This window comes from Streptomyces sp. 11-1-2, from assembly GCF_003595545.1.
GTDB classification, from domain to species: domain Bacteria; phylum Actinomycetota; class Actinomycetes; order Streptomycetales; family Streptomycetaceae; genus Streptomyces; species Streptomyces hygroscopicus_B.
On sequence record NZ_CP022545.1, the window covers coordinates 9,232,812 to 9,253,658 of the forward strand.

Sequence of the window (20,847 nt, forward strand, 5' to 3'; positions counted from 1 at the left end):
GATGCCGCCACCGAACATCCCCCCAATGGATCACCGACTGGAGCCATGAGGCGCACGCGGCCGCTCTCCCCTCGCACGGGGAGAGCGGGGCGTGAAGGTGCTCAGAAGAAGCCGAGCTTCTTCGGGGAGTACGACACCAGCAAGTTCTTCGTCTGCTGGTGGTACATGAGCGTGATGCCTACTGACCTGCGTAGATGATGTACGTCAGGGGCGACGCGCAGTGGCTTGGCCCGTGACTGGTCCGGATCTTGGGCTGGGAGTGAAGCTACGGCATGAGCGACCTTTACGTGACACGGATCCGGGCCACCCCGCAGTTGGGGTCCTACCGGCCAGCGAGTTGCACGCCATCGTCGAGGAGTTCGTCAGGAGAGAACTCCAGGCGCCGCCGCCCGCCGTCTGGACGATCCCTCGGTCGCGGTCACTGCCCGGCGTACTGCCAGGAACGCGTCAGCCGGGCATGCTGCTCCCAGGGGATGACGCCGTGGTTCACTGCGGACACCAGCGGTTTGACGCCTAGCGAGGCGATCAGTCCGCGGGTGGGAAGCGCGCCGGCCGTGGCACCCACGTCGTACACCCTGAAGGCGGTGCGGGTGCCATCCACTTCGTTCTGCGCAACGTCTTCCGGGCTCTGCGGCAGGAACGCGTGATCTTCCGTGACCCCACCCATGGGCTCATCTTCGCCAGCATCACCACGGTGCCGCTGTCGATCCTCCTCGATCACGCGCGCAGCGCCTTCGAACGCTTCCTGATCATCCTGGTCTGCGGCCACGCGCTGGGCGGCACCGACATCCGCCGCCTGCTCCTGGCCGACCTCGACCTGCCGCGCGAGCGCATCCTCGTCCGCCGACCTGGCAGCTGGCACATCAACTACCTGGACGAGATCAGCTACCAAAGTGCCTCGGAACGGCCCCGGGAGCGGCACCACCGCTGGCCCATGTCCGCCAACCTCCACCTGCTGATCATCCGCTGGACTGCCGTAGAGCCCGCCGCCGCGACCTCCGACGCGCTGCACAAGACCTTCAAGCAGGCTGGGGTCTCGATGCAGACCGCGCGGCAGGACCGCATCTTGCGCGAAGCCTTCGAGACCGAAGACCCCTTGCACCTGATCCGGCTGTTCGGGATCAGCGACACCACCGCGATGCGGTACATCACCGCCGCGCATCCCGAGCGCGCCGCAAAGCTGCTCCGGTAAGGGGGCGGGGGTGGCTCCATAGCGGTCTGGAACAGTGGTGAAACGCGCAGCGTCGCACCCGCCTGGTCATGCCTCACAAGTACGCGCGAAGAACGGAACACGGGGCTGACATGCGGGCTCGCCGAAAGATTGCATAAGCGGTCTGGCCTGGGACACGCGGCGTGCGCGAGGCGAAATGCACCACCGTGATGTCCTGGCCTGCGTGAAGAAGAACTGTGAGGTTCGGCCTTCGCTGAACTCCCCCGCTGGTGCGGGGCCGACACGACCACATCAGGAATCGTGGCCGCACTGGGGAACCACCCCCGCTGGCGCGGGGCCGACGCGGCCAGTTCCGGGACGGTCTCCAGCGCGGCGGAACCACCCCCGACCAAGTCCATTGCCCTGTTCCTGTGTTCGACCAGGAACCACCCCCGCTGGCGCGGGGCCGACGAAAGGCGAGGCTCCCACAGGTCGGCGGGGCACGAACCACCCCCGCTGGCGCGGGGCCGACCGCGTCAAAAAGGGGCCCACCACTATGCCCAGGGAACCACCCCCGCTGGCGCGGGGCCGACCTGTACTTAGAGCTCATCTCATTTGGCGAGTCTGCGGTAGCAGATAAGGGTGCAGGCGATGCTGGTGAAGGCCAGGAAGTGGAGGGCCTTGCGTTCATAGCGGCGATGGAGTCGGCGGCATCCTGCGAGCCAGGCCATGCTGCGCTCGATGGTCCAACGATGTCGTCCCAGCCGCTGGGAGGACTCGATGCCTTTGCGGGCGATGCGATGCCGGATGCCGCGCTGGCGCAACCATCGGCGCAGGAGGTCGTAGTCGTAACCTTTGTCGCCATGGAGCTTGGCGGGCCGTCGTCGACGAGGTCCGCGGCGGGAGCGGTACCCGGATGCGGTCCATGTCCTGAAGCGGCTGACCACAGCCGGGGTGGCCTGCGGCGTCGTGAGCAACATCGGATGGGACATCCGTGTGCCGCTCGCCGTCGCCGGGCTGCTTCCGTACCTTGGCACCGTCGTGTGCTCCTACAAGGAAGGTGTCCGCAAGCCGGATCCAACACTGTTCGCCATCGCCTGCGAGCGCCTGAGGGGCGACCCGGCCAGGACCTTGATGGTCGGCGACAGTCCGCGCGCGGATTCCGGGGGTGAGCCGCTGGGTATCCGCACCGTGCTGGTCTCCCCGCAGCCGCCTGACCGCCGCCCCGCTGGCCTGCTATCGGTCCTCACGGCAGCGCAACTGTGCTGACCACAGGTGGCCTGGACACCTTCACGCGAACCGCCTGGCCACTTTCACGCGAGTCCGCACCGACCACGAGGAGGGCAGCGATGTGGTTCTCGTTGAACTCAGCGGCCGGGACCGTCAGCGGCTCGGTGACTTCGTAGTGGAGAGGCATGGTGGGCATTCTCCCGGACCCGGCCGAGGCGCGCCGCGTCGGCACCCGCGACCTCATGGTGAGCGACGCCGACCAGTGGCGTGGCTCCCGCTCCGACCACCCCGGCGCGTTCCTAGCCTGCCTCCGGTACCCGGACGACAGCACGGACAGCGAGGACATCGTCCGCTACCGAGCCTTCCTCCGCTCCACGGGGCTGGAACCGGTCATCTGAAGCGCCGGAGCCGAGGCGCGCCACGTCGCCTTCGCGACAGCGCCTGCGCAGCCCCCCGGCCTCCCGGGCCTGGCCGGAAAGGCCGCAGCGGCACAGATAGAGTGCCGACGTGACTCCCAGCGTGTCCCGTATCCAGCGCCTGGCTGGCCTCTTGGAAGACGAGTGCCGCAGACGTGGGGTCGACCTTGTTCCCGGGCAGGCCGGTCACGTGCTACGCCACCAGGCCCGGGTGGTGGCGGCCGCACTGCATATCAGCGAATCGTGGGCCCTGCGCTCCTACCTCGGTGAGGATGCGGTGCGGGGGCTCGCGGCGAATCTGGTCCGAGAGGTGAATGCCGCTCGCCCCGTGCGGGAGATGGTGCTGGACGTCCTGGCGAAGGTCGGCGGCTGGGCAAGGGACGATCGCCTGGCACGCAAGTGCGCCCACCCGCAGAGGCCGGCAGAGGGCCCTGAACTGGGACCGGCGCTCGTCGCGGACCTGCGGGCACTGGCATCGGTGGCGGCACAGCAGATGGCGTGGGATCTGTACACGGACGCCGTGCACCTCGGAGACCAGCCCTACGCCTACTACGCCGACGAGCGGGACGGTGTGCTTCTGCGACTGCCGCGGGTGTGCGACGGGATGGACGCCGCCTGGCGGCTGCGGTTCGCCGGGATTCTTGAGCGCCATGTGACTGGCGCCGTCCAGCGCAACGGCAGTCGCGTTTCCCGGGGCGCCAGCCACTCGGCGTCCTCGGTGAGGACCGCGGAGATCTGGTCGGCGTCGTGGCTGGCGAACGCCTTCCAGGCGTCCTGGATGATCCTCTGGTTCCGTTGCGACTGCGACATGTTCGCGAAGGTAGAAGGGCGCGAGCGAAGGGGCTGGCGGGTTTCCGACGTCACCCGTCCCGGGCTGCGGCGGCTGGTCATGCGTCGGCACCGGCTCGCGGAGAGGCGGTGTCAGAGGCGGTTGGGGTGCGGGGTGCCCGCGCCGCGGAGCAGGGTGTCCACGACGAGCGTCGTGAGGGCGTCGGTGTCCTGGGCGGGTTTCGCCGACCGGATCACGGTGGCCGAGGGGCTGTCCCCCGAGATCGAGTTCCCCGAACCCGTCGAGATGTGTGTCTCGGAGGTCATCGGCACGCTCGCCGGCTCCGAGGGCGCCGGAGCCGTGCTGCGGGACGCCCGGGAGCGGCTGGTGAAGCCCGGCGGGGTGTTCGTCCCGCACCGCAGCGCCACCACCGCCGTCGCACGTAGCGCAAGCCCGGTTCTGGAAGGGCTGCAGGACAACCCGGCGGTGCGGGAGCGGTCTTGTCCGTCCGGCGCCGTCGAGGTGGAGCCGCTGCGCCACGTGCCCCGACCCTGAACTCGTGCTGCGGCGACGCAGCACGCATGAGTCCAGGATCCGCGGGGCACTCACGGGTGCGACGCGGTCAGGCGTCCGTCGACGTGGTGGTGGTCGTGCCGATGCGCGGCAGGATGACGAGGAGCACGGCTGCCGCCGCGAGCAGATGCAGCACTTCGAGAGCCACGACGGTGAGGGCCTGGTCGGCGCCCACCAGCGGCCCGACGAGTAACAGCACCACGGCGATGGTCACGATCGCGGCGAAGGTACGCGTCGGCTGGGCCGTGCGCCGCGCGATGAGCAGCGCGGCGGTGCCGCCGACCAGGCTCACCAGGAAGGCCGCGAGGCACGCCTGGACCGCGGTGACGGTGCTCTCGGTGCCGGACATGGTGACGTCGAAGTCGGCTCCGGCGGCGTCGAAGATCAGGTAGCCCACGAGGACGGCGACCGCCGCGGCCAGGGCCGCGGGTATGACGAGGCGGGCGATGGCGGCGGTGGGGCGGGTGGATGCGGTGTCGGTCATGGAACTTCTTCCGTGGATGGGGAAAGTGGGTGGTGAGCGGCCCCGCGGGTCGGGTGTGGCAGGAGTGCGGGGCCGTTTAGGGCCACGTCATTCTGCTCGTTGATCGTTTCGGAGGGCGCGCTTCCGGCCACGGGCCGGCCACCGGCAGACATGGCGAAGCCCCCGAGGTCTTGGGGAGTGCCCCGGCGTCTTCGAATGCGCCTACGACTCCGATCGCGGCAAGGACCCCCGTACAGCACCACCGCTGCTGCCGCCGTGTCGCCTACTGGACGAAGCGCACGTCGGGGTGGGACGGGGAAGGCCCGTCCAGCAGGTGTTGTGGTCGGCCGCGCAGGTGCTGGTGGAAGAACGCGGTGAGGTAGGCGCGCTGGGCGGCGGTGCTGCTGGTGGGGTCCACGGTTCCGATGTGCTGTTCGCGCCTCTGGGCCGGGGTGTCCAGGCGTCCGTCGAGTGCGGGCACGATCGCGTCGGTGTAGCTGAAATGGGCGCCCCGTTCGAGGCTCAGGTCGCGCTTCCAGCCGGTCGAGCGGTCCCAGAGCGAGTGCCAGGACGGCTCGTTCAGGTGGGTCTGATTGGCCTTGCCCATGAGTATGAACGGGCGGTCCAGCCCTTCCAGCGCGACCGGCAGGAATTCGGTTCGGCTGTACTTGAGCGTGCCGTCCATGTCGATGCCCGCGTCGATGAGGTCGTTCGTGCGCATGGCCTCGGCCGCGGTGATTCCGCCGGCCGAGTGGCCGTACATGCCGACCCGGGGCAGGTCGAGCGCCCGGCCCAGGCCGCGGGGTAGACGGCGCCCCTCGGCATCGGGATTTCCGGCGTCCCGCAGGACGGCCAACTGGTCGAGGACGAAGCGGGTGTCGCGGACGCGGGTCTCGATGGCCTGCTTGCGTTTCGCGGGATCGGTCAAGGGGTCCTTTCGCAGCTCCACGCGGCCGCCGGGGAACTCGACCAGGATGTCTCATGCGTGTGGTCCATGGTGACCACCACATAGCCACGGTCGGCGAGTTCCTCGGCGGTGGAGGTTCCCAGCGTGCGGGTGACCCCGAGGCCGGGCGAGTACAGCACGACCGGCCGGGGTGCGTGGCCGTCCGCCGGGGCGGCGGTGGCGGCGTCCGTGCGTGTGGCGGCCCAGTCCACCTCGCCGGGACGTGCCAGGCCGAACGAGCCCGACTCGTCCACGGCACGGGCGGTGCCGGGCGGCCCCGCCGCCCAACCCCATGGCCAGGCCCATGGAAGCGGGAGGGGTTGCCCGTGCTCTGCGTCCTGGGCAACGTCGCCACCCTCGCCACCGGCGTCCGCGCACGGCTCGGGGCACGCGACGCCCCCCGGCTGTCGCTGCCGGCACACCACGCGCACCTGAGCGCACCGGACGATCCGTGTGACGAGGCCGCCGGATGGCTGGACCGCGCGCCCCTCACCGAGCTGACGGACGTACTCGGCGACGTCCGCGCCATGCCCCGCGACTTCCTCGACGAACTCGGCACCCGGCGCCCGGAGCGCGGTCCCGGCCGCCGGCTGCCCGGCATGCTGCGCCGACGAGGGCTGCGGGAGGTGCGGGTCCGTGCCGCGACCCATGTTTTCCAGCACACCGATCCGTACCAGCCCCTGCGCATCGGCCGGGCCGAACTGCGCCGGTCCGCCCTCACCGAGCGCGGCCTCGCATGGGGCACCCGGCGGCCGACGCGTGAACAGGCCCACGCATGACCAGGCGGGATCTCACAGACGGACGACGATCAGGGCGATGTCGTCGCGTCCGCCGTCGGCCACGCCGAGGCGGGTGAGCAGGGTGTCGGCCAGCTGGCCGGGGCTGAGAGAGGTGTGGCGGGCGAGGGTGTCGGTGAGGCGGCGCAGCCCGACGTCGATGTCCTCGTCACGGCGTTCGATGAGTCCGTCGGTATAGAGCACGAGGGTGTCGCCCGGGGCGTAGGACACCGTGGCCTGGGGGCGGGGGAGGTGGTCGGTGACAAGGCCCAGCGGTGGGTTGGTGGCCTGGTCGAGCAGGTCGACGGTGCCGTCCGGCCGGGCCAGGACGGGGGGCGGGTGGCCGGCGCTGGTGTAGGTGATGCGCTGGTGGCGGGTGTCGACGACGGCCTTGGCCGCGGTCGTGGCCAGCGCGCCCTCGAAGGTGCGGGCGTAGAGGCTCAGGACGTCCATCGCTCTGCCGGGCTCGCTGATGGCACGGACGGCGGCGGACAGGGCGCTGCGGAGCATGCCCATGACGGCGGCGGCCTCCAGGCCGTGGCCGACCACATCGCCGACCGCGACGGTGAAGGTGTCCGCGGACAGGTCCACCACGTCGTACCAGTCTCCGCACACGTTGAGCGACCGGGCGGCGGGCATGTAGCGCACGGCGATTTCGCGGTGTCCGGCCAGGTCCGGGGAGTGCAGCATGGCCTCCTGGAGGGTGAGGGCGGTCCGGCGCTCCCGGTCGTGGGCCTCGCGGAGTTCCTCGTTGAGGCGCTGGAGTTCCCGCGCTCGCGTGTACAGCTCGGCCTCCATCGCCTCGCGCTCCCCGCCCGCCTCCTCGGGCCCCGGGCGCAGCGAGCGGGTGAGCACGAACTCCGTCATGTCCTCCACCCGGTGGATGATCCACCGCACCTCTCCTTCGGGCCCGAGGACGGGTGTGTTGATGGGCGACCACCATTTCGCCCGGAACGCTCCCGGACGCCCGGAGACGGGGATGTCGTACTTCTGCACCGCCATCGTGTCGGTCCTCTTCAAGCGCAGGACCCGCTGGAGAGAGGCGTCCAGATTGCGCACCCCGTCGGCGTCCGGGTCCGCCGGATTGTCGGGGTGGACCTCGAAGAGGTAGTGGCCGATCAACTCCTCCCTGGTCCGGCCCGTGGCCCGCAGATAGGCCTCGTTGACCTCGACGATCACCAGGTCCGGGGCCAGCACCAGGTATGGGCTCGGCGTGACGGCGAACACCGCCCGGTAGTCGATCCGCGGTGTGCTCACAACCTTCTCCTGTCCTGTCCGGCCCGGCCCCTGCCTCATCTCCGATTCTCGACTATGCGGCCCGCCCTGAGCGACGGACTGTCGGCTCGCCGATCACCGAGGGCGCCAACCGGGCGGCTCGCGGACCAGTCCGGCATGGCGTCGGGCGCAAGGGTGCGATCGGCGCGAACACTGGTGGCCTCGGACGAGGAGGAGAGCCCGTGGACGACCTCCACGCTCAAGGGGCCCGGAAGACCACATCGATCGGCAGGGGCGTCCCTGACGCCTCCGGCCAGGCGGGGATCATCGGCATCGGCCTCGCGGCCGTGCTGACGTTCGCCCTAGCGCAAGGAGCCTGGGAGTGGTTCGCGTCCTACATCGGCGTGACGCTTCTCGCGGTGATCCTCTCCTTCTATCGCCTGCCGCCATGGAGGCCCGGCCTTCGCTCCGCGTACGCCCGGAATCTGGTCGCGTACTCCCTCGTAGTGGGCCTGTGCGCCGCGATCGCGCTGGCCCCGGTGCCGCAGCGCTCGGCGTGGCTCTTTCCGATGCCGGGCACCCGCAGCCACTGCCGGGCGCTGGGCACGTACGAGAGTCTCCGCACGGAGGCGTCGCTGGCGAACCTCGCCGGTCGGGACAGCGCCGCCCTGGCGTACGCGCGGGCCAGCCACCGTCATGAGGCCGTCGCCGACTGCCTGGCGTCCTGAAGGGTGTCTTTATTGGCGTACGGTGGTTGACCTGGGGCTTTGTGATTCTCCGAGTATGGGCATGATCAGTGATTGTGGGTCTGCGACTGCTCTACCTGATTTTCTGCCGACTACTGGGCTGCCTCCTCCTGCTGGGCCGATCGACCGCCGCGAACAGCGCCGAGATCCTCGTGCTTCGTCATGAGGTCGCCGTGCTGCGCCGGCAGATCAAGCGGCCAAAGCTCTCATGGGCCGATCGTGCCGTGCTCTCCGCCCTCGCCCGCCAGCTGCCACCCGCCTTGCGTCGTCATCGGCTAGTCACTCCGGGCACGCTGCTGACCTGGCACCGTCGTCTGGTGCGCTGGAAATGGCGCCAGACCCCAACGGGCCCCGGTCGGCCACCGCTGTCAGAGGAGATTGCGGCGCTCATCCAACGCTTGGCGCGAGAGAACCCCACCTGGGGGTACGTCAGGATCCAGGGCGAGCTCCGACGGCTGGGTCATCGGGTTGCCGCCGCTACTGTCCGGCGCGTCCTGCGCCGCTCTGGTCTACCGCCCGCGCCGCAGCGCGCCTCCCAGCAGACCTGGCGTTCCTTCTTGCGTTCCCAGGCTCACACGCTGCTCGCCTGCGACTTCATGCACGTGGAGACCGTCCTCCTGAAGCGTCTCTACGTTTTCTTCGTCATGGAGATCAAGACCCGGCGCGTCCATGTCCTGGGGGTCACCGCCCACCCGACCGGTGCATGGGTCGCCAACTCGCCCGCAATCTGCTCATGGACCTTGAGGAGAGGGCTGGGTGCTTCCGGTTTCTCATCCGGGACCGGGACAGCAAGTTCACCGGCGCGTTCGACGCCGTCTTCGCCGGCAACGGCACAGCCGTCATCCCGACTCCGCCGCAAAGTCCCCGGTCCAACGCGTTCGCCGAACGATGGATACGCACGGCCCGCGCCGAGTGCACCGACCGGCTCCTCATCACCGGTGAACGACACCTGCGGACGGTCCTTACCGCATACGCCGAGCACTACAACGCCGGACGAGCCCACCGCAGCCGCGGCCTACGAGCACCTGACGACGACCTGAACGTCATTCCCCTGCCCGCTGCTGCGGTCAGGCGCCGACAGGTACTTGGTGGACTGCTCAACGAGTACCACACCACGCCACTCCGACTGCCTTACCATCCACAGGGAAGGCCCAGCCCAGCAGCCTGATCGGAATATTGACACCCTTCAGGAGGCGATCGCCGAGGTCACCAGCCTGCTTGCGCCCGGCGACAGCCGACGCTGGCCGCGGACCGGGGCGGGACCTCACGGATCCGCCCTCCCGCCCCAGGGAATGAGCCGCCCGCACTCCAACGCGCGAGCGAAAAGGAGAGACTTGGGGCAGGCGCCTTCGCCACCAGCCCGTATCGTCCGCGAGCGATTCGGCAGGCACACTGGCCACTCCGGTACCGGGCGAACTCGGCGCCGTGCTACACCACCTCAGAGAAGCGATCGAGGCGATCCCACCGTGACCGGCCGGAAGATTATACCGAGGTCTACCGGCCGTCACCTGAGCCCAGCACAATCGCCCGTATGACGATCACCACGGGTGCGCCTCCGCCCACGCACAACACGCCCGTCGCGCTCGCCCGGGGTTTCCTGACCGGTGGCGTGGTCGGGACGTCGCTCGCCGCGCTCGTCGTGGGCGGGATCATCGAGAACGCACCGCTGTTCGTAACGGGGTTGGTGCTGCCCGCGGTCTACGGACTGCTGTTGTTCCTCACCGGTATGCCGAGGCGTGCCCGGGAGGCGGCGGTCGTGCCCCGCACGGCGCTTGCGGTGATCGAGAGTCGGGAGGCCGTCGGGGGCGAGACGAGCGAGGTACCGGTGCGGTTCGAGCTCACCGTCGTACCGGACGACGAGCCGGCGTACCGGGTGGACATCACGCAGGACATCAACCTCGTGGACCTGCCCGACTACCGGCCGCGTGGTGTCGTGGTGGTCCAGTACCCACCGGACCGGCCATGGCGGGTGCGCATCGTCAAGCGGCCGACGCCGGAGTGGGAGGACCGGGCGGCCTCGGCCCGCCTCGATTCGGTGCCTGGGACGGCCAGAGTGGCCGCGCCCCCGGAGGGCTATGCCTTCGGCTTCGTCGTGCTCCTCGGCGTGCTGCTCGGCGCGGCCGCCGTGGTCCTGCTTTTCCGCGCGGACCTCTTCGGCCGGGACGACGCCGCGACGCCGCCTTCGGCCGCGTGGCCGTCCGTTTCCTCCACGTCGTCGACCACGGTTGTGTCGTCGGCGTCCGGAACGGTCGCCCTGGGCCCGGGCCAGTCGTTTCTCGACAAGGGCGAGTTGGACCGGGCCCTCGGCTCGCTCACCAAGGGTGGGGACACACGCCAGGCGCTCACCGTCGTCGTGCAGGAGCGCCTGCTGTCGGTCGTGTTCTCGCCCGCCGGCACGCAGACTCCGGGGTTCGACCCCCGTGCGCTGCCCTACGGTCGTTTCCCCGCACTAGTCGAGGAGGCCACGACCACCCTCGGCGTCCGCTCCCCGCGGACCTGGCAGATCACCGCCGACTGTCTCACCGGCTCCCTCATCATCAGGGTCGTTGTGACCGGGGTCGAGGGCACGGCGTCACTGGAGGCAGACGGACAGGGCAAGGTGGTGCGGCGCGCGCCCGCACGGTGAGGTGCCCTGGGACCGCACTGTTGTGGACGGCAAGGGGTGTGCTCGGTGGCCGTCCCCGAAGCGGCAGGAGGAAAGACGGATGGGCTGGCACGGATATCTGGTTCTGTGGTGTGGCGTGTTCGGCGCGGTGGCGCTGGTCGGGTACGGGAGGTGGCTGGCCGGGATGACTCGGGCGCAGCGGACGGTCTGGGCGAAGGGGCGGATCGAGCGGGTGAGGGAGCCCCGGCAAGGAAGCTCCCCGAAGGACGGGATAGCCGTGGTCGTCTCCTTCCAGGACCCGGCCACCGGGCAGGAGTTCACTGTCACCAACGACGGTGAGCGGGGCGAGAGGATCAGCGTGGCCTGGACGGGCCGGGAGATCGGGGTCCACTACCCGCGCGGCAGGCCCCACGCCTTCCGGTTCGCCAACCACCTTTCCGAAGGCGGGCGCGGACTCGGCTGGCCGACCTTCGCGCTCTTCCTCGTCTACGCCGGTCTGGTCGCCGTCGCCGCGATCCACTGGGGCTGGCCGTGGGCGCTGCTCGGCTTCTGCGGACCCTGGGCCCTCTCCGGCGCGTACCACCTGCCCGGGAACGTCCGCGACAGGAACCGTCGTATCGACGCGCTGGCCGCCATGGCCGCCGTACCCGGCCGTGTGGTCGCCGTGCTCAAGAGTGTCACCGTCGACTCCAATGACGGCAGCACCTCCACCCACCTGGTACCGGTCGTCACCTTCACCACCCTCGACGGCAGGGCCGTCACGGCCTACTGCGAGTCCGGACTGGCGGACCCCGACGGATCGCGGGGCCTGGACGTCACGGTCCACTACGCCCCCGACGACCCGGCGGTCTTCGTCCTGGACGTCGAGGCCGAACGCCGGTCCTGGAAGTGGGACATGGTCGTCAACGTCGTGGGTGTTCTGGTCGTGGCGGCGGCGGCCGTGGTCGGGGCGGTCGCGCTGTGACGCGGGAGCCGGGCTATCTTCCCGCCATGGATCCACTGACGTTCGACTACGAGGACCCGCATCTGCGAGTGGACCGGGGGGTTTTCGAACTATTCTATCTGGCCAATCCCGCCAGCACCTTCCGGGTGCCGCTGCGGTGGCTCGGCGCGCTGGTGCACTACAAGAAGCCCAACCAGCCCGGCAAGTTGTCCATCGGTTCCGTACGCGATCCGAACGCCGCGCTCTACGGCACCGACCCGGCTGCCTTCTGGTACAGCACCTCGCCCGCGTTCCGGGTGCCGCACAACGACGAGCCGTTGTTCCGCGCGTACTTCACCGAGGTGGCCGCGCTCGCCGACCGGAGGGTGGTCTGACATGGATCCGGCGGATCCGAAGGTCTTCCATCACGAGCGTGTGCACATCCAGGCCGACCGCGGGATCCTTGAGGTCTTGGGGTGCCGGTAAGAGGCGTGTGACCGAGGGAGGGCGATCGGGCCATAGCCCGATCGCCCTTACCTCGGTCACACGCCCGAGCCGCGATCTCGTACCGGCGCTGATCAGCGGGAACGCCCTTCTGGGATCCTCCTGACGCCGAACGGACGATGCTGCTCAGGACGTTGACCAGGGCGTTTATGAGGCCGCACCATGGCCAGCCTGCGCAACCTCGCCATCGGCGGCCACCGTCAGGACGGCCACAGCAACATCGCGCGGTCCTCCGCCGGGCCGCCCGCGACCGCCCCTTGAACTCATTCGGTCTCAACTGGCGAACCAGGACACAAGATCACTTTTCAAAGACCCTGAACTGCACAGCCCAGCACGCGTCCATGCGATCCGAGGCAGGCAGAGGCTCAGTAGCATGTCGACTCCTGCGTGGCCGTGAACGCCGTGACCCTGGAACTGGAAAGGGATCATGTAGTCCTCGCGAACGCCGCGACACTCAGGCGCTGTAGCCCTTCTGTTTACTCCGGGCCCCAACTCCCAACGATCTGCGCCGTCCAATGGTATGTCCGGAGCACAGCCTGCGACTTCCGTGCCGCCTCTTTGTCGGAGGCTGTCGGCTTCCCGTCCGGGCTGGTCGCTGGCGCCGTGCACACCGGCATCACGGTGCAATCGAGCCAGGTGAAGGCGGAGCATGCCCTGCCCCTCTTCTTCGAGGGAAAGCCCCCTGCATTTTCCGGTTGGCCTTCCCTCGGCGCGGCATTCGCCCACGGCAGACGAGGAATAGCCCCGAAGGACTGGAACCTCCCCTGGGGCTATGTCAACGTACAACGTCCCGGAGTCAGCGATGGGATTCAGGATTCCGGGCCGACCTGCAGGTCGGCCGTGACGGCGGCCGATACCTCGTGCTGCTCGGCCTCATCGCAGAGTCCCCGCCCCAAGGAGCACCCCCTGTCGAATGTCGCTCTCCGATCCGTCCGATGCAACACCCCGTCCGCTTGGCATTTCACACCCTGAACGTATGGACCACATCGGAGCGAGAGCATCACGCCGCTCCTCCACGCTGCGGTGTCTCTGCGGCTGTGCGACCGGGTTGGTCGGCGAGGACTTGCTGCAACGTAGTTACCGCCGGGACCGAGGGGTCCTCGCGCGCATCGCGACACACCTGGAACCCCACCCTGCCGCATAGCCAAAGCCGTCGGTGTTTCCGAGCGCGTCGTTGCACGCGATCTGGACCGGCCAATTGGCAACGGGCTCGGGGGCTCGTGACGGACGACGCGGCCCCGTTCTCCGATCGCGCCGGCTGGCCCTGAGTTTCGTCGGCTGGCAATCGTCCGTGACTTTCCCTGTTGGGGGCACAACATAGACCACGATCGCCGGTTAGCCAAACCGGCGATCGTAACGACCATTGAGGGTGTTCGCAGCGGCTGTGCTTGGCGGTGGAGCCGTTCGGACACTACGACTCTTCATGTCGGCGCCCAGCAGCCCCCGTAACTGACAGCGCGTGCCCATCAGCTGTTGCGGAGTGGGTACAAGTCGCGCGTTGTCGCTTGGGCGGTCGACAAAATTCGGAATCCCCGAGGAAGTATCAATGGCTCGTCCGCCTGCGCTCAAGCTCGCCGAGGTCCTAGCGGAAATCCGAATGAGCCCATCGGCTTTCTATCGCCTACGCGCGCGCGGTCAGGCACCCCGAATGATCAAGCTGCCCAACGGTGAACTACGCTGCCGCCGCGCCGATCTGGATGCGTGGTGGGAGGCGTGTGAAAGGGAAACGCCTGGATGGCGATGAGTTATAACGTCCGCTTCTGGGAGATACGCGAGCGACCCGACCGGGGCAAGCCTTTCCAGGTTCGGTGGACGGTTAGCGGGCGAGAGAAGTCCGAGTCCTTTATCACGTTCGCGCTTGCTGATAGCCGACGCGCGAAGCTGATGACAGCTGCTCGCGAGGGTGAGCCGTTTGATCAGCGTACCGGCCTGCCGGCATCGGAGTTGCGGGCCATCAAGCAGCAGACTACGTGGTATGACCTGGCGCACGAATACATCGAGCAAAGGTGGGACCGCACACCAGGGAACACCCGCCGCACTCTGGCTGATGCCTTCGCCACGGTCACGCCCGCCCTGGTACGCCCTGGCGTAACGTTTTCCGATCCGCGGGTACTGCGGCGTGCCCTGTACTCGTGGGCCTTCAACAAGAACGCCTGGCAGCGCGAGCCCACCGAGGAGTGGCTCCACGCGCTGGGCTGGATGAAGCGGAACTCTCTGCCGGTCAGCGCCCTCGCGGAAGCCGACGTTTTGAGGCGGGCCCTCGATGCGATGTGCCACAAACTGGACGGCAAGGCGGCTGCGGCCAAGACAGCCCGACGCAAGAGGGCTGCATTCAACGACGCTCTCAACACTGCGGTGAGAAGGGGTACTTCGCGGATAACCCCCTCAACGGGCTTCGGTGGAAGGCGCCAGCAGTCAATGAGGAAGTGGATCCGGCCGCCGTTCCCAATCCGGCCCAGGTGCTTCGGCTGCTCGAGGCTGTTGCTCACCAGCGGGGGCGGGGTCCTCATCTTGAAGCCTTTCTTCGGCTGCATGTACTTCGCGGCTATGCGGCCAGCCGAGGTCATCCATCTTCGGATTGATCAATGCCACTTGCCGAAGACTGGATGGGGGATGCTCAACCTCTCGGGCGGGGTTGTCACGTCTGGCAAGGAGTGGACCGACGACGGCGAGGCGCACGAGGTGCACTCGCTCAAGCGTCGCGCGGCAAGCGCGACGCGACCTGTTCCCATCCCGCCGCCATTCGTACGCATGCTGCGCGCCCATGTGAAACGGTTCGACGTGGCACCCGACGGCCGACTCTTCCGGAACCAGGCTGGCAACTACGTGGACGCTGCCGCCTACGGCATCACGTGGGCGCGGGCCCGGGAGCACGCCCTGACTCGTACCGAGCGCACTTCTGGCCTGGCCAAGCGACCTTACGATCTCCGGCATGCCGGGATCTCGTTCTGGCTCTACTCCGGAGTGGACCCGGCCGAATGCGCCCGCCGCGCTGGCCAGAGCATCGAGGTTCTCTTCCGCCACTACGCCAAGTTCCTTGACGGCCTTCGAGAGCAGGCGAACCGCCTCATCGAGCAGTCCATGAACGAGTGGCAGCGCGTCAGCCAGGGTGACGCACCCGAGGGCTGAACCGGGGGCTTGGTCCGTGACTGGTCCGGAAGCACTGGTCAGGAGGGGTACAGCAGTGGGAGGAACTGGGAGCTAACGCGCAAGCCGGGCTCGGTCGAGAGCGGGTTGAGCGAAAGGCGCCTGACGGGTGAAAACCCAGGTCAGGCGCCTTTTTTCGGGCGTCTAGAAGAAACCCAGCTTCTTCGGGGAGTACGACACCAGCAGATTCTTCGTCTGCTGGTAGTGATCCAGCATCATCTTGTGGGTCTCGCGGCCGATCCCGGACTGCTTGTAGCCGCCGAAGGCGGCGTGCGCCGGATAGGCGTGGTAGCAGTTGGTCCATACCCGGCCCGCCTGGATGGCGCGCCCGGCGCGGTACGCGGTCGTGCCGTCCCGGGTCCACACCCCCGCGCCCAGCCCGTAGAGCGTGTCGTTGGCGATGCCGATCGCGTCCTCGAAGTCGGTGAACCGCGCCACCGCGACCACCGGTCCGAAGATCTCCTCCTGGAAGACCCGCATATGGTTGCCGCCCTCGAAGATCGTGGGCTGGACGTAGTAGCCGCCCTCCAGTTCACCGCCGAGCTCGGCGCGGCTGCCGCCGGTGAGGACGCGGGCGCCTTCCTGCCGGCCGATGTCCAGATACGACAGGATCTTCTCGAGCTGGTCGTTGGACGCCTGGGCGCCGATCATGGTGTCGGTGTCCAGCGGATGCCCCTGCGCCACCTTCTCCGTACGGGCCACGGCCGCGTCCATGAACGCCTGGTAGTGGCCGCCTTGGACCAGGGCCCGTGAGGGACAGGTGCACACCTCGCCCTGGTTCAGGGCGAACATGGTGAACCCTTCCAGCGCCTTGTCCAGGAAGTCGTCGTCGGCGGCCGAGACATCGTCGAAGAAGACGTTCGGGCTCTTGCCGCCGAGTTCCAGGGTGACCGGGATCAGGTTCTCGCTCGCGTACTGCATGATCAGCCGGCCGGTGGTGGTCTCCCCGGTGAAGGCGACCTTGGCCACCCGGGAGTTGGACGCCAGCGGCTTTCCGGCCTCCACGCCGAAACCGTTGACGATGTTGACCACACCCGGGGGCAGCAGATCGGCCACCAGGTTCATCCACAGGTGGATCGAGGCCGGCGTCTGCTCGGCGGGCTTCAGCACCACCGCGTTGCCCGCGGCCAGCGCCGGGGCCAGCTTCCAAGTGGCCATCAGGATCGGGAAGTTCCACGGGATGATCTGGGCGACCACGCCCAGCGGCTCGTGGAAGTGGTACGCGACCGTGTCGTGGTCGAGCTCGGAGAGGCTGCCCTCCTGGGCCCGGATCGCCCCCGCGAAATAGCGGAAGTGGTCGATGGCCAGCGGGATATCGGCGGCCAGCGTCTCCCGTACCGGCTTGCCGTTCTCCCAGCTCTCCGCGACCGCGAGCGCCTCCAGATTCTGCTCCATCCGGTCGGCGATCTTCAGCAGCACCGAGGCGCGCTCGGCGGGTGCTGTACGGCCCCAGGCGGGCGCGGCCGCGTGGGCGGCGTCCAGGGCCCGCTCGACGTCCTCGGCGGTGCCCCGGGCGATCTCGGTGAACGGCTGCCCGTTCACGGGGGTCGGGTTCTCGAAATAGCGGCCCCGGGCCGGCGGTACGTACTCGCCGCCGATCCAGTGGTCATAGCGCGGCTGATAGCTGACGACCGAGCCCTCGGAGCCGGGGTTTGCGAAACGCGTCATGGGGCGGCCTCCCGTGGTGTACGCGTGATGGGGTCCCGTTGTCGGACGCGTCGTTCGTGCGCGTCCCGGCCCCGCCCGCGCCGACACGGGCGGAGCCGACGGGGAGGCTAGCCGCGGCCACGTTGCGGGGACGTTGCGTCCTGGTGGCCGCCTCCTTGCCGTTCAGCGTGGTCTTCGCGGTGCGGGCCGGCTCCGTGGTGGGCGCCGTCTCGGTGCTGGGCAACGCCCCCTTGGCGGGTGCCGGCTCCGTGCGGGGCAACGCCCGCCAGCCCGTACAGCTCCCGCAGCCGCCGGACCCGCGCGGCCGGAACCGCCCGCCCCGGCGCATGCTCCGGAAGCGCGGTCAGCAGCGCCTCCGCGACCTCCAGATCGTCCTCGCCCCACGGCGTCTGCGCCCAGCGCCGCAGCAGTTCCGGATCGCCGTGGGACAGCACGGTGCGCCGCAGCCCGTCCTCCAGCACCCGCCGCATCCGGCACACCCCCGGTGCCTCCGACAGCGGCAGCAGCGGCCCCGGATACGCCCGCAGCGCCGTATACGCGTCGCCGGAGGCCAACGCCTCGGCGGCGTCGGCCAGATCGGTGCTCACGGGTGCGCAGAGCCGGTACGGGCGCGAGCCCAGCAGCGGGCCCACCAGGCGGCGCAGCCGCGACAGCTCGGCCCGCAGCGTCACCGGGGAGCGGTCGTCGGCCCGGGGCCCGTACAGCTCCAGCGTCAGCCGGTCGCCGGACAGCCCCTCCGGATGGCCCGCCAGCAGCACCATGATCTCGCTGTGCCGCCGCCCGAGCCGCAGCCGCCGCCCGTTGACGACCAGCAGCGCCTCGTCCCGGCCCAGCGCCGTCAGACAGATCCGCGGCCCGCGTGCCCGTGGCTCCCCGGCGCCCAGTTGGGCCTCGGCGGCGCGGGCGGTCGCCTGGACCAGGGCGAGGCTGTGCGGGGCGGCCAGATGGTCCCCGCCGGTGATGTCCACCGCGCCCAGCAGCCGTCCGGTGTGCGGATCGTGGATGGGGGCGGCGGCGCAGGTCCACGGTTGCACAGTGCGGTTGAAGTGCTCGGTGGCGAAGATCTGCACCGCATGGTCGACGGTGAGTGCCGTCCCGGGCGCGTTGGTGCCCGCATGGCTCTCGTCCCAGCGCGCCCCGGCCACGAAGTTCATCCGCTCGGCCTGGTTCCGTACGCCCGCGTGCCCCTCCACCCACAGCATCCGGCCCTGTTCGTCGCAGACCGCGAGCAGATGGGCGCCGTCGTGGGCGATGGTGCCCAGCAGCTCCCGGAACAGCGGCATCACCCGGGCCAGCGGATGGTCCGCGCGGTAGGTGTCCAGCGCGTCGTCCGCCAGGTCGATCGGCGCGTTGCGCTCCTGGGCGACCCGCGCGTCGGCCGAGCGCCGCCAGGACTCCGCCACCACCGGCCGCACGGCCGGGCTCACCGACCCCTCGGTCAGAAACGCCTCATGGGCGCGGCGCACGGCACGGGTGCGCTCGGCGGGGTCGGTGCCGGACGCCATCGCCAGCCAAGGATTGACCATGGTGCCTCGCTCAGCGGTACGGGGGGCGGAATGTTCAGAGGTCCAGGGTCCCAGGGTTTCGGGAATTCGGGGCTTCGGGGATACGAGGAGACGGTACTAAGGGGCGGACGGGGTGGGGGAGTCGGCCGTCAGCTTCGGGCGGGCAGAGAGGGAGCGGGCGCGACCCCGGGCGGGGAGGCATAGCCGCAGGAGTGGCAGATCTTCCACCCGTCCTGGTTCACGGCGAGTTGGCCACCACAGCTCGGGCACTGCTCGGAGCTCATGATCGTTCCTTTGGTTCATGCGCACGAGACGGTGCGGGTCACCCGTGCGCTCAGATTTCCTTGTGGGGCGGATGCCCCGCAACAGTCAGAACAAGCCGCGTTCAGGTACGGGCACCGGATGGAGCGTGTTCACACCGGGTGTGCGGCGTTGCCGGGAATCTCCCCTTACGCTTCCCGCGCCCCCTCGCACGCCGCTTGAACGCTTGAGGATCGGTCGGCCGCCGGTCGAGCCCGCCACGCACGTCGGGCCCGCCACGCACGACAACGCGGGCGGGGAGCCGGTGAGGGCTCCCCGCCCGCGTCATCAGGGGGCGTACGGGGTTCGTACGAGGGTCAGCTGATGGACTTGATCAGCTCACCGTTGGTGGTGTCGCCGCTGAGCTCCCAGAAGAAGGTGCCGCCCAGGCCCTGCTGCTGCTTGTAGTTCATCTTGCCGGCGATGGTGGCGGGAGTGTCATAGCTCCACCACTGGTCGCCGCAGTGCGCGTAGGCCGTCCCCGCGACCGTGCCGGTCGCCGGGCAGGAGTTCTTGAGCACCTTGTAGTCCTCGATGCCCGCCTCGTACGTGCCGGGCGCGGCGCCGGTCGCCGTGCCGCCGGGGGCGTCCTGGGTGACGCCGCTCCAGCCGCGTCCGTAGAAGCCGATGCCCAGCAGCAGCTTCGAGGCCGGGATGCCGGCGCCCTTGAGCTTGGTGATGGCGGCGTCGGTGTCGAAGCCCTGCTGCGGAATGCCGTCGTAGGAGTTGAGCGGCGAATGCGGGGCGGTGGGGCCCTGTGCGGCCCATGCGCCGAAGAAGTCGTACGTCATCGGGTTGTACCAGTCGACGTACTGCGCGGCGCCCGCGTAGTCGGCGGCCTCGATCTTGCCGCCGGAGGAGGCGTCGGCCGTGATCGCCGCGGTCACCAGATTGGACGAACCGAACTTCGCGCGCATCGCGGCCATCAGGTTCTTGAAGGCGTCCTTCCCGCTGGTGTCACAGGTCAGCCCGCAGGCGTTGGGGTACTCCCAGTCGATGTCGATGCCGTCGAAGACATCCGCCCAGCGCGGGTCCTCGACCAGGTCGTAGCAGGACTGCGCGAAGGCCGCGGGGTTCTTGGCGGCCTCGGTGAACCCGGAGGACCAGGTCCAGCCGCCGAAGGACCACAGCACCTTGAGGCCCGGGTGGAGCTTCTTCAGCTTGCGCAGCTGGTTGAAGTTGCCGCGCAGGGCGCCCGCGTCCCAGGTGTCGGCCTGGCCGTCGACGCTGCTCGCCGCGTCGTACGCCTTGTCGTAGTCGGCGTAGGCGTCGCCGATGGCGCACTTGCCGCCGGTGACATTGCCGAAGGCGTAGTTGATGTGGGTGAGCTTGGCGGCCGAGCCCGAGGTCTCGACGTTCTTGACGTGGTAGTTGCGCTGGTAGATGCCCCATTCGGTGAAGTAGCCGACGACCTTGTCACCGGCGGCCTTCGTGGCGGGGGCCTCGGCGGCCTTGGGCGCGGCCTTGGGCGTGGCCTTGGTTATGCCGGCGCTTTGGGGTTCACCGGCCGCGGCCGAGCCCGCGAGCAGAGTGGCGGTCAGGACCGCCGTACAGAGCGCCGCGAGCGCGGCCGACAGTCTGCCTGGTCTGAGCATGGAGTCTCCTCGGTGGGGGGTGAGGGGAGAGTGAACTGCCCGACGACCTGCCCATAGCTTGACATGAACGCGCAGGGCAGGGTGGGGAAAAGGTAGAAGGACTAGACCAGTGGGGTCAATGGTCTGGGCCAATTTGCTCCGCACATGCGACGTTGGTGGGAATGCGCGTAAGAAGGTGGTGGGCGTTCGTGTGCGAAGTTGATCGAAGATCGGGCAACCGGTGGCGGAAGGCCCGGGATCGGGCATACTCCAACCGCCGCGGTACAGGTCACCACCCCTCGCGATCCGGGCGGGCGGGCCGGTCGGCGGCAGCAACA

General features: G+C 69.2%; 20 protein-coding genes, 2 pseudogenes and 1 CRISPR repeat array. Of the genes and pseudogenes, 12 read left to right on the forward strand and 10 right to left on the reverse strand.

What is annotated here, in order from left to right; translation table 11 throughout:
- Positions 1–418: 418 nt before the first annotated feature.
- Positions 419–667, reverse strand: a complete 249-nt coding sequence (locus CGL27_RS39765; RefSeq protein WP_162953177.1) for a hypothetical protein — start codon at positions 665–667, stop codon at positions 419–421.
- Between CGL27_RS39765 and CGL27_RS51145 the strand changes: the two genes are divergently transcribed.
- Positions 644–1,192 carry a hypothetical protein gene (locus CGL27_RS51145; RefSeq protein ID WP_205587824.1) on the forward strand — a complete coding sequence of 183 codons (549 nt, stop codon included), beginning with the start codon at positions 644–646 and terminating at the stop codon, positions 1,190–1,192. The two genes, CGL27_RS39765 and CGL27_RS51145, sit on opposite strands and share 24 nt — an antisense overlap.
- Before the next feature lie 398 nt (positions 1,193–1,590).
- A CRISPR array of direct repeats spans positions 1,591–1,744; the repeat unit is 28 nt; unit sequence GAACCACCCCCGCTGGCGCGGGGCCGAC.
- Between the two features lie 17 nt (positions 1,745–1,761).
- Here CGL27_RS51145 and CGL27_RS39775 read toward each other — a convergent pair.
- Positions 1,762–2,052 (reverse strand): annotated as a pseudogene (locus tag CGL27_RS39775) (transposase); the annotation flags it as partial.
- Between the two features lie 52 nt (positions 2,053–2,104).
- Here CGL27_RS39775 and CGL27_RS39780 point away from each other — a divergent pair.
- From CGL27_RS39780 to CGL27_RS51150, 3 genes are all read left to right on the forward strand, one after another.
- A complete protein-coding gene (locus CGL27_RS39780; RefSeq protein ID WP_240450803.1) occupies positions 2,105–2,419 on the forward strand; it encodes an HAD family hydrolase in 315 nt (104 codons plus the stop codon).
- 146 nt (positions 2,420–2,565) lie between these two features.
- Positions 2,566–2,778 carry a hypothetical protein gene (locus tag CGL27_RS39785; protein ID WP_119992411.1) on the forward strand — a complete coding sequence of 71 codons (213 nt, stop codon included), beginning with the start codon at positions 2,566–2,568 and terminating at the stop codon, positions 2,776–2,778.
- 208 nt (positions 2,779–2,986) lie between these two features.
- Positions 2,987–4,120: a hypothetical protein gene (locus CGL27_RS51150; RefSeq protein ID WP_205587825.1), complete on the forward strand. Its 1,134-nt coding sequence runs from the start codon at positions 2,987–2,989 to the stop codon at positions 4,118–4,120.
- A gap of 67 nt (positions 4,121–4,187) precedes the next feature.
- On the opposite strand, the gene CGL27_RS39805 is transcribed toward CGL27_RS51150, so the two are convergent.
- The 3 genes from CGL27_RS39805 to CGL27_RS52530 form a co-directional block, all read right to left on the reverse strand.
- A complete protein-coding gene (locus tag CGL27_RS39805; protein ID WP_119992412.1) occupies positions 4,188–4,622 on the reverse strand; it encodes a DUF6069 family protein in 435 nt (144 codons plus the stop codon).
- A 262-nt stretch (positions 4,623–4,884) separates the two neighbouring features.
- Positions 4,885–5,529 carry a hypothetical protein gene (locus CGL27_RS52525; protein ID WP_240450804.1) on the reverse strand — a complete coding sequence of 215 codons (645 nt, stop codon included), beginning with the start codon at positions 5,527–5,529 and terminating at the stop codon, positions 4,885–4,887.
- Complete coding sequence (locus tag CGL27_RS52530; protein WP_240450805.1) at positions 5,526–5,801, reverse strand: hypothetical protein; 276 nt, start codon at positions 5,799–5,801, stop codon at positions 5,526–5,528. The genes CGL27_RS52525 and CGL27_RS52530 overlap by 4 nt, the downstream gene beginning before the upstream one ends.
- Before the next feature lie 72 nt (positions 5,802–5,873).
- On the opposite strand from CGL27_RS52530, the gene CGL27_RS52535 reads away from it, so the two are divergent.
- Complete coding sequence (locus CGL27_RS52535) at positions 5,874–6,326, forward strand: hypothetical protein (RefSeq protein ID WP_240450806.1); 453 nt, start codon at positions 5,874–5,876, stop codon at positions 6,324–6,326.
- Between the two features lie 12 nt (positions 6,327–6,338).
- On the opposite strand, the gene CGL27_RS39815 is transcribed toward CGL27_RS52535, so the two are convergent.
- Positions 6,339–7,580: a SpoIIE family protein phosphatase gene (locus CGL27_RS39815; protein WP_119992413.1), complete on the reverse strand. Its 1,242-nt coding sequence runs from the start codon at positions 7,578–7,580 to the stop codon at positions 6,339–6,341.
- A gap of 200 nt (positions 7,581–7,780) precedes the next feature.
- Here CGL27_RS39815 and CGL27_RS39820 point away from each other — a divergent pair, with 200 nt between their 5' ends.
- From CGL27_RS39820 to CGL27_RS39860, 7 genes and pseudogenes are all read left to right on the forward strand, one after another.
- Positions 7,781–8,266, forward strand: a complete 486-nt coding sequence (locus CGL27_RS39820; protein ID WP_205587827.1) for a hypothetical protein — start codon at positions 7,781–7,783, stop codon at positions 8,264–8,266.
- 74 nt (positions 8,267–8,340) lie between these two features.
- A pseudogene (locus CGL27_RS52540) lies at positions 8,341–9,452 on the forward strand (integrase core domain-containing protein).
- A 363-nt stretch (positions 9,453–9,815) separates the two neighbouring features.
- Positions 9,816–10,910 carry a hypothetical protein gene (locus CGL27_RS39835; protein ID WP_119992414.1) on the forward strand — a complete coding sequence of 365 codons (1,095 nt, stop codon included), beginning with the start codon at positions 9,816–9,818 and terminating at the stop codon, positions 10,908–10,910.
- Between the two features lie 79 nt (positions 10,911–10,989).
- Complete coding sequence (locus CGL27_RS39840; RefSeq protein WP_119992415.1) at positions 10,990–11,853, forward strand: DUF3592 domain-containing protein; 864 nt, start codon at positions 10,990–10,992, stop codon at positions 11,851–11,853.
- Between the two features lie 26 nt (positions 11,854–11,879).
- Entirely contained in the window at positions 11,880–12,206 is a 327-nt protein-coding gene (locus CGL27_RS39845; protein ID WP_119992416.1) for a hypothetical protein, read from the forward strand.
- A gap of 1,655 nt (positions 12,207–13,861) precedes the next feature.
- Entirely contained in the window at positions 13,862–14,059 is a 198-nt protein-coding gene (locus CGL27_RS52545) for a helix-turn-helix domain-containing protein (RefSeq protein ID WP_119992417.1), read from the forward strand.
- Positions 14,050–15,444, forward strand: coding sequence for an integrase (locus CGL27_RS39860; RefSeq protein ID WP_346345763.1), 1,395 nt, complete (start codon positions 14,050–14,052; stop codon positions 15,442–15,444). Before CGL27_RS52545 ends, CGL27_RS39860 begins: the two co-directional genes overlap by 10 nt.
- 162 nt (positions 15,445–15,606) lie before the next feature.
- On the opposite strand, the gene adh is transcribed toward CGL27_RS39860, so the two are convergent.
- From adh to CGL27_RS39875, 4 genes are all read right to left on the reverse strand, one after another.
- Positions 15,607–17,130, reverse strand: coding sequence for an aldehyde dehydrogenase (adh, locus tag CGL27_RS39865; RefSeq protein WP_119992418.1), 1,524 nt, complete (start codon positions 17,128–17,130; stop codon positions 15,607–15,609).
- A gap of 107 nt (positions 17,131–17,237) precedes the next feature.
- Complete coding sequence (locus CGL27_RS39870; protein ID WP_119992419.1) at positions 17,238–18,656, reverse strand: GAF domain-containing protein; 1,419 nt, start codon at positions 18,654–18,656, stop codon at positions 17,238–17,240.
- Positions 18,657–18,784: 128 nt separating this feature from the next.
- Positions 18,785–18,919 (reverse strand): hypothetical protein, encoded by a 135-nt coding sequence (locus CGL27_RS53285; RefSeq protein ID WP_257789967.1) that lies wholly within the window; start codon positions 18,917–18,919, stop codon positions 18,785–18,787.
- A gap of 333 nt (positions 18,920–19,252) precedes the next feature.
- A complete protein-coding gene (locus CGL27_RS39875) occupies positions 19,253–20,530 on the reverse strand; it encodes a glycoside hydrolase family 18 protein (RefSeq protein WP_119992420.1) in 1,278 nt (425 codons plus the stop codon).
- Positions 20,531–20,847: the final 317 nt, after the last annotated feature.